Origin of the sequence: Paenibacillus taichungensis, from assembly GCF_050994985.1 — a bacterium.
GTDB lineage: Bacteria > Bacillota > Bacilli > Paenibacillales > Paenibacillaceae > Paenibacillus > Paenibacillus taichungensis.
Genome location: NZ_CP194720.1, coordinates 3,072,967 through 3,086,355 on the forward strand (window position 1 = coordinate 3,072,967; position 13,389 = coordinate 3,086,355).

Here is a 13,389-nt window from a genome sequence, read left to right on the forward strand (position 1 = left end):
CTTCCTTTCTTGCGGTGTAAAACAGATGCAAAAAACAGTATACGCAGTTAAAATAATCGGCTATAATAAAAACCAAGTAAATTAATCCGAAATGAGTGATTAAGCATGTTTAACGTGTTGAAGACTCTTTTTGAAAATAAATGCCCACTATGCAACGAAAAATTACAAGTTCACAGTGATGCGTTATGCGCTACAAAAACATGCTCCCAATGTCACTATAAAGAAGAGAGCTATGGCTCTCTCGGTGTGCGTATTGTCTATGACACCACAAAATGATAAAAGACGCATGCCTGCTTATTGTATCATGATCTCTGAACTACCGGGATGACTATATAGAATTATTTTCATAATAAATACTCTTCTTATATGGATTGCAAAAAAAGGTGCAGAACGATTTTTTCGTTCTGCACCTTTTTTTATTTTTCAGAAACGGACTGCACTACCTTACTGTCCAAATCTTATTTTGTTTTGAAGCTGAGGAATCCATCATCGACTGCAATCGTTGAACCATTCACTGCACTTGCAGCATCACTGAACAAGAAGGTAACCACACTCGCAACTTTCTCCGGTTGAATGAGCTCTCCCCGCATATGTTGCGTGGCAAGTGCATCCTTCATCGCTTTGTCATCACCCAGAATCGGTGTCTCAATGAAGCCTGGCGCTACACCAACCACACGAATGCCATGTTCAGCAAGTTCCAAGGCACCGGATTTGGACATCATTACGACAGCTGCCTTGGCTGCATTGTAGTTAAAGCTTCCCACCGCAGCAATACTGCCATAGATCGAAGCTGTATTAACAATGGTACCCTGTACATTCAGTTCAACCATTTTTTTGGCGCCATAATACATGCCGTAATACACACTGTGTTGGTCAACATCGATTACTCTATGATAGGATTCCGGGTCCATCTCCAGAAATGGCTTCACGAGTCCAATACCTGCGTTGTTGAAAATACCGCTCAATGTTCCGTATTTCTCTACGGTCCAATCGATCAGAGCTTTGATCTCGTCTCCTTTGGAAACGTCCACTTTGTATGCCCCGGCTGTGCCGCCACCTGCTTCAATCTCCGATGCAAGCTTTCTCGCACCCTCTTCGTTATAGTCTGCTAAGACAATCGTTGCACCCAGATCCGAAAGCTGAAGCGCTGTTTCTTTACCAATACCACTCGCTCCGCCGGTGATAATGATTACTTTTCCATTTTGTTCAGACATAACGCAGGTCTCCTTTGATAAGAACATATTGTCATATCGTGCACACAAATCCATTACATAGTCTTGCTAGTGTGAAGCTAAATATTCATCTGACTCGGATGCAGGGTCAAATTTTTCCTTACTCATAAACCAAGCAGCCAATAGAGCAATAACGGCCGGAATGATGGCCCAGGCAAACGTATGAACGATGGATGAGGACAATGCTTCTGTAATCTTATCCAACATTGACGCAGGAATATCAGCACGAGTGTCCGGTTTTAGGACTAAGCTAGGATCACTCAGATTTACGCCACCACCCTGCTCACTACCATTACTATTTCCAAAGAAGGAGACCAATTTACTCGTAAATACGTGACTTTGTACGATACCAAATACCGTGATTCCCAACGTCATACCGAGTTCCCTATTGAAGTTAAGTGTTGAACTGGCCGAACCACGCTGTCTTGCTGAGAAACCGTGAATGGCTGCATTGCTCAATACAGAGAACGAAGACCCAATGCCCAGACCAACCAGAATCATGAAGATAGTCACCATAAATCGGGAGGAATCTGTCGTTAACGTTGTCAGCAAGGCAATACCAATAACTAGCAGCGCGAGTGTAGGTAACATGATGGAGCGGTATCTGAGCTTGGTAAGCATGGCTCCTCCACCCGCAGCTGTCACAACCGATCCAAGCATCATCGGCAGAAGAACAAGACCGGAATTGGTGGCCGATCCACCAAGTACACCCTGAATATAAATGGGGATATAGATGGAAGCTGTAATAAAGGCTGCACCACTAAATATGGCCATCAGATTGCTGGTGGAATACAGCCGGTTTTTGAACATGCTAAATGTAATAATTGGTTCTGCCACTCGGCGCTCTATGAACACAAATGCAGTCATCAGCACGGCGAACGCAGCAAACAAACCCACGATCATGCTGGAATTCCATGCGTATTCCTTGCCTCCAAGTTCAAGTGCAAACATGAGGCATACGATGGAAGCTACCAGTGTGAATGCGCCAAAATAGTCAATTTTCTGTTTGGAATGCTCCACGGATTCTTTATAGAAGAATGCAATCATGACAAAGGCGATCAGACCAAGTGGCAGGTTGATATAGAAAATCCAGGACCAATGAATGTAATCGGTCAGATAGGCTCCGAGAAGAGGTCCGAAAATACTGGATAAACCAAAGACTGCACCGAATAGTCCCCCCACTTTACCCCGTTTGTCTACGGGAACGACATCAAACATAATGGTAAATGCGATCGGCATCAACGCCCCGCCGCCGATTCCCTGAATCGCACGATAAATACTGAGCTGAATGATGGAATCCGCCGTCCCGCATAATGCAGAACCAATCATAAATACAATGATTCCAAAAATGAAAAATCGCTTGCGGCCATACATATCCGATAGTTTACCGAAGATCGGCATACCCGCCATCTCTGCAACCATATAGGCAGAGGTGACCCACATTAATTTATCAAATCCACCAAGATCACCTACGATGGTACCAATTGCAGTGGCAACGATGGTGTTATCCATCGAAGCCATGAGAATGGCAAGCAGCAAGCCTGCAAGAATAACGCCTAATTTATTGCTTTTTACCATGATTATTTTTCCCCTTATCCATTCTGATTAAAGCCCTTCGGCTAATATACGCTTCAAAAATTGTCCTGTATGGGAGGCTCTGACTTCCGCCACCTGCTCTGGCGTACCTTCGGCTACCAGTTCGCCACCCGCTGCGCCACCTTCTGGGCCAATGTCAATAACCCAATCGGATTCCCGAATCAATTCCAGACTGTGCTCTACAACGACAACGGTATTCCCCGACTCAACCAGCTTATCCAGCAAAATATGGAGTTGCTTGATGTCTGACGGATGAAGGCCGGTTGTTGGCTCATCCAACAGATAGAGCGTGTGTTTTTTGGTCTTTTTACTCAGCTCTTTTGCCAGCCTGATCCGTTGGCCCTCACCACCTGACAATGTTTTGACGGATTGACCCCATTGGAGGTAACCCAGTCCAACTTCACACAACATCTCTACAAGATCGGCGATTTTGGTCTGACTCTTCAGGACAGGCAGACTTTCGGCCACTGACATATTCAGTACATCAGATATCGAGAAGCCTTCGTATTGAACCTGTAACACCTCATCCACGAACCGTCTGCCCTTGCAATCATGACAAGTTACCTCCAGATCAGGCAGGAAGTTCATGTCTACAGACAATACCCCAAGACCTTGACAGGTTTCACAGCGCCCTCCGGGTGTATTAAACGAGAAGTGCTTCGCAGTTAGCTTTCGTGCCTTGGCATCTGGCAAACCAGCGAACAGCTGACGCAGGTGCGTAAATACATCGGTGTAGGTGGCCACATTCGACCGTTGCATTCTGCCCATCGGCGTTTGGTCAAAAATAACGATATCACCTACGTGCTCCAAGCCTGTTATCTCTTTACAACCTGTTGGTATCAGACCTGACTCCATACCCTGTGCGAGGATATCAAATACAAGCGTAGATTTGCCGGACCCCGAAACACCCGTTACGGAGATCAGTGTTCCTAATGGAAAAGATACAACCGGAATATCGATGTTGCGCAAATGCGCTCCCCGAATGGCAAGATGCTGCCCCGTACCTGTTCTTCGGTTATAAGAAGGACTAGTCAAAGATTCATTTCTCAGATAAGCTCCCGTAACCGAAAGCTCACTTGCCATTAAATCCTCCAGGCTCCCTTCACCAACAACTATCCCTCCATTGACTCCAGCACCAGGTCCAATGTCGATCACATGATCGGCAGCACGCATCATCTCAATATCGTGTTCAATAACGAGGATCGTATTGCCCAGATCACGAAGCTCCTGAAGCACACGAATCAGGCCAATGGTATCTTTCGGATGAAGCCCTGTTGTCGGTTCGTCCAGAATATACAATACGCCCGTTAAACCAGAGCCTAGAAGCGATGCAAGTCGTAATCGCTGAGCTTCACCACCAGATAAAGTTACGGTCTGACGATCCATGGAGAGATAGCCAAGTCCAACATCCATAATGCGCTTCAATTTGGTGGGCAGATCATGAAGAATTGGATCAAGCAAGTGATGTGCCTCGGGTGAAATCACTTCTTGTAGTCCTACTGTCCATTCCAACACTTTACTGAATGACCAGTTGGTGACGTCGGAGATGGATGCGCCAGCTACGCTTACCGAAAGAATTTCTTTTTTCAAGCGAGCTCCCTGACATTCAGGACACTGCTGTTGATGAAAAAAACGTCCGTCTTTTTCCGTTCCGCCACCTTCTCCTTCCTTTTCCTTATAGCGTCGCCACAATCCGGGGATTACACCTTCGAACTTGGTTCCCTGGATGGGTTTGATATTAGGGTAATGCTGCTTGAATTCTTCGCTATCGACGCCGTAGTACAGCAAATCACGCTCGATTTCACCAAGGTCCTTCAATGGCCGATCCGGATCGAATCCGAATCCAAAATGCTTTCCAGCTGCAACTAGAATTCGGATCTGAATATCCCGATGCACACCATTTAACGAAGCTACACCTCCATCCCGCACACTAAGCTCAGGATTGAATACAGCCGCTTCGTTGATTGATGCCACATGACCCAGTCCACTACATATATCACAAGCACCCTCCGGTTTATTGAACGAAAAGTGTGACATACCCAGCTTCTCCAGCTCGGTATTGCAATGGGGACAAAGTATAGTCTGATGTCCCATGTATTCGTCTTCCTCAGTTAGATGACCAGCCGCTTCCCACGATGGCGAAATGGTGCCATTACAGGATGGACATATACGCTCTCCTAGTCTGGAAAAAATGAAACGAACGTAAGTGTAAATGTCTGTCACTGTTCCTACTGTTGAGCGTGGATTCCGATTAGTAATGTGCTGTCCTACGCTGATGGATGGAGAAAGACCTGTGATCGACTCCACCTTTGGTTTGCTGATCGAATCCGATGTTAATCCCATCGATTCCATGTATTGTCTCTGGCATTCTCGCTGAAGGGTATCCATTGCCAGCGTGGATTTGCCGGAGCCGGACGGACCCGTTAGAACAACCAATTTATACTTCGGAATCGAAAGTGAAATATTCTTCAGGTTGTTCTCCCGTGCACCTTTAATCATCATTGTGTCTCTCAAAATCGATCGTCCCCTTTGCAAATAAGTACAGAGTTCGTTAAAATAAGTTGAAATTAATCATACGTCAATCTAGTATCTCCAAAATTTATTATCTTGTTAATCTAATATCTCGATAATCAAGATATATGTCATCTTAAGAGGAGGGTTATCTTTTGTCAAGAGAACATGAACAACAACCTACCGAATTACAGGAGAATTTTACGTTGCGCATGCGGAGCCTGGGTACACGAACCGTTTTATATCAGCAGCATGTGGCTGCCTCTTTAGGCTTGTACAATAACGATTTCATATCCGTGGATATCCTGCGCGAGAAAGGTCCAATCACTGCAGGTGAGCTGTCAAAACTTACCGGTCTGGCCACAGGGAGTGTCACGACATTAATTGACAGGCTTGAGAAGAACGGCTTTGTTCGCCGGGAAAATGACCCCAATGACCGCCGTAAAGTCATCATTGTGCCTTTGTACGAAAACAAGGAAGAGGTCAGCAGCACGTACCTCACCCTTCACGCAGCTATGGTTAAACTGGCTTCCACTTACACTGAGGAAGAGCTGGAGCTTATTACAGGGTTTCTAAGTAAAGCAGGAAATGTACTGGATGAACAGATTGATGATCTAAGTTCCAAAATTCGTGGCAAATCATCATCTTAATATTGGAAAAAACAAAAAGGACGATATCCACAAGTGATCAACATCACTCCGGTATATCGTCCTTTTCCATGAGATGAACCTGCTAATGCTCAAGGCGTAGACTGTTTAAATCTTAATTGGCTTCGATTCCAAGACCGCTTAACGGATCTTTTAAACCATTAATATTGGTGATCAATTCAGGAATCCCTGTCTTCTCCCAGTTTTCTGCCGTAAAGCCCTGCTCTGCAAGCGTATTCTCAAATTGACCCACCACTTCGGTTAATTGATTGTTGTAACTGACCAGATTTGCATGAATGGTTTCCCCTATCACTGGTGCTGTAAGCTGAGAGAATTCGCTGGCTTCCGCCTGAATCTGATCTATTTTCTCCTGTACCTGAGTTGTTATTTCCGGGTTATTCACCGCTCCAGATGCAAGTTCTTGCAGTTCGGCTCCAGCGTTCGATACTTGCTCTATATAATCAGTAGCCCCACTAACGTAATTCAAACTTTGATTCGCTTGTTCTACAACAGAACAGGCGGATATCACAAGAATACTTGACGCAATGAGGCCTGCCATCATCAATGTGTGTTTTCTTTTCCCTTTAATCATGACTATCTCCCCTTCTTCAACTTGAAGTGTTTCTTCCAGATTTATGATAACTGCTCCGTATGCTACATTGCAAATGGGTCTGCACTCAGCGTTATTAACATGTATAATAAAAGAATCATACGGTAAAGGGATGTCATGAATATGCTTCAGGCCTTAAATGTACGCTTGAACCGCATCATGCCACTGATTACCCCAATCAGCATTATTATTGGCGTTCTTTGCGGGAGTCTTCTTTCTTCTTATACCTTTTTGTCACCATGGCTCTTTGCGTTCATGACGTTTGCCGGAAGCATCAGTCTCGGGATACGGGATTTTGTGAACGTGCTGAAGAAGCCTTTTCCACTGTTTGTTTGTCTGTTTATTCTGCATCTGGCGATGCCTCTCATTGCTCTAGGCATGGGGCACCTGGTCTTCCCAACGGATGCCTACACGATAACGGGCCTTGTTCTTGCTGCCGTTATTCCGACAGGTGTGAGCAGTTTTATCTGGGTCAGCATCTATCGGGGCAATATCGCTCTGACGCTGTCGATTATCCTGATTGACACCATGCTTGCTCCTTTCGTGGTACCCGGTGTGTTATCCTTGCTGATTGGCACTAGCGTATCGTTGGATATTGCAGCCATGATGAGCAGTCTGTTCTGGATGATCGTTGTCCCCTCCTTGCTCGGAATGCTTTTGAATGAATGGACCAAAGGGGCCATTGTTCCGGTCTGGGGGCCCAGACTGAATCCGTTCTCCAAATTGTTCATGGCAGCGGTTGTCGCGATTAATGGTTCTGTTGTTGCTCCCTATTTGGCTGACTTTAACTGGCAGCTCGCTGGTCTAGCAGCCATCATTATTTTTCTGGCCTCATTTGGCTATGCTCTAAGCTACTTCGTTGCCCGATTACTCGGTTGGAATGAAGCCGATCAGGTTGCACTTGTGTTCAACGGAGGCATGCGCAATATTAGTGCGGGAGCGGTACTTGCCGTATCTTATTTCCCTCCACCAGTTGCCGTCCCGGTTGTACTCGGCATGGTATTCCAGCAGATGTTAGCCTCGCTTGCAGGATATCTGCTTGGGCGTCGCTCGCAGACTCTTCACAATACTGATAAGACGTCTGCAGCCTAAATGCGAATCCGCCATTGTACCGTTTTATCTTAAATATGCTCTAAACACAAACAGCAGATCAGAATATACTGATCTGCTGTTCCCGTGTCTAGAACATTGTGAACGTCTAGTCTCTACCATACACTTCCACTTCATAGAGTGAGTACCCATATTGGGTGGCTCGTTTCTCTCCCGTGAGTCGCACATATTTGCCTTTTCCGTTCACCGCAAGTTCTTCCAGACCACCTTTCCCCTCTTGCGTATGATACACTTCCTTCCAAACGGTACCATCTTCCGATACGTCAATACGATAAGCTGAAGCATAGGCTGCTTCCCAATTCAGCTTGATGCGTTTTACTTGCTTGGCCTCTCCCAGATCAATTGTAATCCACTCCGGGGTATCTCCAAATCCGGAACTCCAACGTGTCTCGGGATTGCCATCGACTGCATTATTGCCAACAAAAGGCTCTTCCGTTGAAGAAACGGTCACATTTTTGTTAAGTGCAAAATTAACGTTCGTATCCCCTCCATCTTCTCCACCTTCATTTCCTCCGTTTTCTCCGTTCCAGGGAATCCAGGAATCAGAAACTTGCGTATTTTGGGTTGGATCGACTCTTACCAGAGACTTAGGCCCAACAACAGCTTTTCCAGTGGTCCCAGATGCATTTTTGAAAGTGACCGTTACACTCTCATCTGTCGGATTCCAGATTTGTGCAGTATATGTTCCATTTTTCTTGTAGACGGTTGCACTGCTCCATCCGGTGGCCCAGATGTCTTTCGTCCGTTCACCAAGTGTTGCCGTACTATTTACGAACCAGTACGTATTAAAAACTTCATTTTTTTGCATCGATGAAGCATTCCACTTGGCAAGCACTGCAGCCGGATCACTTAGCGCCTGAATAGGCCATACAATATGCTGCCATTCTCGTTCAGGTCCACCGTTATCGGCAACAAATCCGTTATACAAGCCAGCAGCCTTCGTTTTGTCCAGACCATAACTGGTCAGATATTCACTGGTTGGCAGCCAGTGAATACCATAAATATGAACCGGTTCACCGCTGAAAAAGGTACCAAAGAAATATGAACTTCCATAGACTTGCCCTACAGAAGCGTGTTTCCATTCATCGAGCCAATTATCTTCATCATAGTTGAACCAGTATTGCTCAATTGCCTTCAGTTCAGTTGTGAATCCGTAAATCGCAGCATCTCGGAAATCCTGATCTTTGGTTAACAAGCTCCACATATACTGCCCTACCCAGCCAAAGAGGGATTCACCAGCAGCTTCCTGATTGTTGCCACTATCATTATCTGCATAGCCTCCTGCCCAGGAATGGCCCTGATAAGGATCAAAACTGCGGAAAGACGGATACAACGGATCGTTCTTGGACGGATTGCCATAATCCCGAATAAGATGATCCACCATACCACCATAATCTGCCCGGAACTGTTTATCAAAAGTAGCCAGAACCGCTGATGCAAATACATAATACCCATAAGTGAAATGATGATCTGTAATTCCATAGTTAGCACCAAACTCACTTGTCTTGTAGTACATCGTTCCCCAATCATCATTGTAATAGAGGAAATAATCAGGTTCACCTGCTGTGTACGTATACCAATCGACCAGAATCTCTTTCATGCGGGAAAGGAACAGGTCACGGTAGACGGTCTCTCCCATTTCGTTCGCTGCAAGTACACCCATGGCAAGAGGATGAAGTTTTTTGCCTTGCCAGTAAGCGTCAGCAGCCATCAGATTGTTGTCTGTCTCCGTTTTGAGCATTTCGAGATAGGCTACCATCTCTTCTCGGTTGTATTCTGCATTGGTAGGTTCTGTGAACTGGGGAACCATGCCGTAGAAATGATCCTCCACCGTAAACTGGTTTCCTTCCCGCACTTTCAACGTTCCACGAATGGACGGATATGTGAGCGAAGTAAGTGGAGAATTCGTAATTTTCCATTGATGTGGATATAGGGCCTGCAATGTGTTCGGTGAGAACCCTGGACGCTTCACTTCGGTCTCGGCTTTGAAGTTGGTCGTAACGGTAGACGTTTGCTCGTTATAGTTATAAGTAACCTCTGTGTTCGTTACAAAGGCATAAGCGTGCTCATGGAATTGATTTAGATCCGTTAAAGATGGCATTGTCGCTGCGGATAGATAACCTTTCCCGCCTCCAAGCTGGAGTTTGATCTTGGCTCCCGCTTTTTTGAATACAGTTCCTTCTGGGGCAAATATTCCGTAGTACCGTTCCTCTTTTCCCCCAGCCGGATCGCCACTTTGATTCTCCAACTGAATGCCAATATGATCCCCCGTAAAGGTATCACCATCCGATTGCAATACCGTTTCTCCATTACCATTCACGACTTTGGTAATGAGTGAAGAAAAGATTTCGGCTGTGTTAGGATTGTTGAATTCCATAAATACATATGGTGAACCCTTTACAAAGGTCGTTTTCATTTTTGCTGAAGCATCGTCACTCAAAATCGTATCTACCGCATAATCGCTGTACCCGCTCACTCGGGTTTCCATATTATTGGCATTAATATTGGTGGACATAAAATACAAATCCGGGTTGCCGTCTGCATTCACTGCACTTCCATCTCCATTAATCCATCCTTCCCCTGGGTTCAAAAGGCCGAGCCCTTGGGGGTAGAACTTGGATTTGAGTGGCAGTGTAATAATGGAATCGCTGAGCGGCTTAATAAGCAGGGATTGCCACCAGTCATTAGACGCGATAGGTGCCTGAACATTATCCGTTTTATAGGAAGGATATTTGGGCTGAGGCATACGGATGTCATTCGTCAGATAACTGCCCTTCCCTACCTGAACCGTGCTGGGACTTGGCAATTCAGGGATAGGGTAGGATGGCTTCGGCGTTCCGTCTACATAGTCGTATACTTCAAAATCAAACAGAGAGTAGCCAAAATTGGTTGCTCTTCCGATGCCTTGCATTTTGACATAGCGTCCGGATGCATACATCGAAATATCCTGTTTCCCTCCATTGCCATGCAGCTCCCGGTACACGGTAGTCCAGGCAGTGGCATCATCGGAGATTTGCAGATCAAAGGCACGTCCTGCAGCCCCTTCCCAGTTCAGAACCACTCGTCCAATGTTCCGCTTGCTGCCCAAATCCACATAGATCCATTCGTCATCCGTATGATTCGAACCCCATCGGGTAGAGGAATTCCCATCGACTGCATTCTCTGGAAGTGTTGCCCCAGGGGGCAGATAATCGGATTGTTCATAGGAAGAGACGGTAACTTGCTTACCCTGAGCCACATCCGGTCCATATGTAACAGGTGGTACACCGGTTCTACCCGTTCCGTACACTTCCAATTCAATGATCGAGTAACCATAGTTGGCGAGGGCCCTTTCTGTCCCTAATATGCGTACGTAGCGGCCGCTTCCATTAACGGTGAGCTCATCAGTCCCGCCATTGCCTGTAGCTGTATTGTAGATGTCAGTCCAGTTCACTTCATCGGTTGAAACCTGAACTTGATAAGCCTTGGCATATGCCCCCTCCCATTGGATGCGTACTTTGTCAATCGTAGCAGTGTCACCCAGATCTACATACAGCCACTGTGGATCTTTGCCCCAGGCACTCGACCATCTGGTGCCACTGGAACCGTCAACGGCGAGATTCGGCGTATTATTCCCTTCAGTTGATGAAGCATAAGCTGGTCGATTGCTAGACAATAGATAGGATGCAGGTTCAGCCTGAGCTTTGGACGGGACAAAGCCCGGAAACAAGGTGGTAAATAATGCAGCGATCAATGCAATCGCCAATCCTTTGCCAGCAAATGCTCTTCTTTTACTTCTTGATGCCATGTCTTAAAATACCCCCTTCAATGGGTGATAGGTACCGAAGTCATGATGTGGAATATGAAGATGTATCGGCTCCTTTTCATTTTAAATTGGGTACGCTTACAAAAAATACTATACCGAGCAACGATAAGTGTAACTTTGCACGGAACTACTCCTGTCTGGAAGGCGGAGACTTAACCGGAAAAACAATCGTAACTACCGTACCTGTTCCCACTTCACTACGAATACTCACGCCATAGTCCTTGCCATAATGAAGTTTGATCCTCTGGTCCACGTTGCGTATTCCGTATCCTATACCACCTGCTCCTTCGGTGAAAATTGCGTCTATAATCTCCTGTTTCATCCCAAGTCCATTATCGTGCACTTCAATGTGTACATGTTCTGCCTGCTTTTTTACCTTAATATGAATCTTGATCTCATCGTCATACCAGGCATGTTCCAGCACATTTTCGACAAACGGTTGCAGTATGAATTTAACTGTTTCCAGCCCTAAAGTTTCCGGTTCAGCTTCCAACTGATAATGAATTCGTTCTGCATATTTAATATTTTGAATATCAAGATACGTTCTAACAATGTGAAGCTCTTTCTCGACTTGAATCAGCATTTCTCCCTTGTTTAGGGTAAGACGATAAAACTTCGCCAGCGCACGAATCATCTCATGCAGCTTATCAATTTCCCCAAGCTTTGCCATGCGGCTAATCGAAGAAAACGTGTTGTATAAAAAGTGAGGATTTATTTTTGAATGCAAAATTTGCAGTTCTGCTTCCTTCTTCTCCAGCTTGCTCGTATAGACTTCATCAATCAATTGCTCTGTAGTGGAAGCCATTTCGTTAAAGGACTCCGCAATAATGGCAAACTCATCATTACCTGTGTATTGAATTCGCCGTTGTAGTTCCCCTTCTTTGAAAGCTTCAAGTGATACTACGAGTTTGGAGAGGCGGCTGGAGAACATACGTGCCATAATGAAACTGACAAGGGTCATGACAAGAATGCTGATGACACATATGATGATGGTCACGTTCCGAACTTTCTGAGAATTGTCCTTAAAGGATGCATTGGGGACCAGTGCAACGATCTGAACAGGAATATTGTGAATCGGTTTGGAGATTTTCAGATACTCACGGGATTCATTCAACTCCTCGGCAGTATAAGGCAAGGAACCGCCAGGCGAACTCGAATAGAGGAGCTGTTCATCCTGATCGAGTACAAACAGCTTCGTCCCTTCCCCTAATTGATTGAAGTCAACATCTTCAAAAATATCTTTCAACTTAACGGAAGCTCGAATAAGGCCAATGGACTGAAACGTTTCGTAATTAATGGCATGTCTTAACAAAGAGATATATCCGTATTCGGCATCGTTCTCAATTTGCTGCCATTTCATTTCGTCGTAACCGATGCGCAGATTTTGGTACCATGCCTTATCCACAATCCGGCTGGTATGCAAAATCTCATACTGTCTTTCTCCAGCGATCAGTGACTGCTCCGTTTCATTGTAGTAAAATTCACTGATGGTAGGTGCATGCAAATACAGGGAGAGCTTGATTTTGGATTTGGGCAGATTGGTAGCCGATTCAAGTCTTGGCATCACATATTGCGTTGTCACCTGATACTTCTCCCAGTCCAGATAATAGCCCGAAAGCAACGTTGATAACCCCTGGTCCTGATAGATTTCATCTGAACTGCGAATAATCTCCCCTACCCTGTATTCCACATTGCTTTGAATCTGACTCACTGCTACCTCAAGGTTATTTCGTGTATGTTCCTCCACTGAACGTGCTGAGGATATATAGGCATAACAACCAATGACTATAATCGGGATAATTACAAGTGCCAGATTGGATATAAGTAATTTATATAAAATGGGCAGGAAGCGTCGTCGATTGCTGTGTTGTATCATGC

At 45.4% G+C, this 13,389-nt stretch carries 8 protein-coding genes; 2 read left to right on the top strand and 6 right to left on the bottom strand.

Annotation, left to right across the window (positions count from 1 at the left end; translation table 11 throughout):
- Positions 1 to 458 precede the first annotated feature (458 nt).
- The 3 genes from ACR1R9_RS13645 to uvrA form a co-directional block, all read right to left on the bottom strand.
- Positions 459 to 1,214, bottom strand: a complete 756-nt coding sequence (locus tag ACR1R9_RS13645; RefSeq protein WP_433923420.1) for an SDR family NAD(P)-dependent oxidoreductase — start codon at positions 1,212 to 1,214, stop codon at positions 459 to 461.
- A gap of 66 nt (positions 1,215 to 1,280) precedes the next feature.
- On the bottom strand, positions 1,281 to 2,810 hold the full coding sequence (locus ACR1R9_RS13650) for an MDR family MFS transporter (RefSeq protein ID WP_433923419.1): 1,530 nt from the start codon (positions 2,808 to 2,810) through the stop codon (positions 1,281 to 1,283).
- A gap of 27 nt (positions 2,811 to 2,837) precedes the next feature.
- The gene (uvrA, locus tag ACR1R9_RS13655; protein ID WP_433923418.1) at positions 2,838 to 5,342 is read right to left on the bottom strand and encodes an excinuclease ABC subunit UvrA; all 2,505 of its coding nucleotides are present in this window, start codon (positions 5,340 to 5,342) and stop codon (positions 2,838 to 2,840) included.
- Between the two features lie 209 nt (positions 5,343 to 5,551).
- On the opposite strand from uvrA, the gene ACR1R9_RS13660 reads away from it, so the two are divergent.
- Complete coding sequence (locus ACR1R9_RS13660; protein ID WP_180287060.1) at positions 5,552 to 5,989, top strand: MarR family winged helix-turn-helix transcriptional regulator; 438 nt, start codon at positions 5,552 to 5,554, stop codon at positions 5,987 to 5,989.
- A gap of 112 nt (positions 5,990 to 6,101) precedes the next feature.
- Here ACR1R9_RS13660 and ACR1R9_RS13665 read toward each other — a convergent pair whose 3' ends face one another.
- Complete coding sequence (locus ACR1R9_RS13665; protein ID WP_433923417.1) at positions 6,102 to 6,578, bottom strand: DUF6376 family protein; 477 nt, start codon at positions 6,576 to 6,578, stop codon at positions 6,102 to 6,104.
- A 141-nt stretch (positions 6,579 to 6,719) separates the two neighbouring features.
- Between ACR1R9_RS13665 and ACR1R9_RS13670 the strand changes: the two genes are divergently transcribed.
- Positions 6,720 to 7,688: a bile acid:sodium symporter family protein gene (locus ACR1R9_RS13670; protein ID WP_113052277.1), complete on the top strand. Its 969-nt coding sequence runs from the start codon at positions 6,720 to 6,722 to the stop codon at positions 7,686 to 7,688.
- 106 nt (positions 7,689 to 7,794) lie between these two features.
- Here the strand turns inward: ACR1R9_RS13670 and ACR1R9_RS13675 are convergent, their stop codons facing one another.
- Together ACR1R9_RS13675 and ACR1R9_RS13680 are read right to left on the bottom strand one after the other, a co-directional pair.
- The gene (locus ACR1R9_RS13675; RefSeq protein WP_433923416.1) at positions 7,795 to 11,493 is read right to left on the bottom strand and encodes a discoidin domain-containing protein; all 3,699 of its coding nucleotides are present in this window, start codon (positions 11,491 to 11,493) and stop codon (positions 7,795 to 7,797) included.
- Positions 11,494 to 11,638: 145 nt separating this feature from the next.
- Complete coding sequence (locus tag ACR1R9_RS13680) at positions 11,639 to 13,387, bottom strand: sensor histidine kinase (RefSeq protein WP_433923415.1); 1,749 nt, start codon at positions 13,385 to 13,387, stop codon at positions 11,639 to 11,641.
- Between the last annotated feature and the right edge of the window lie 2 nt (positions 13,388 to 13,389).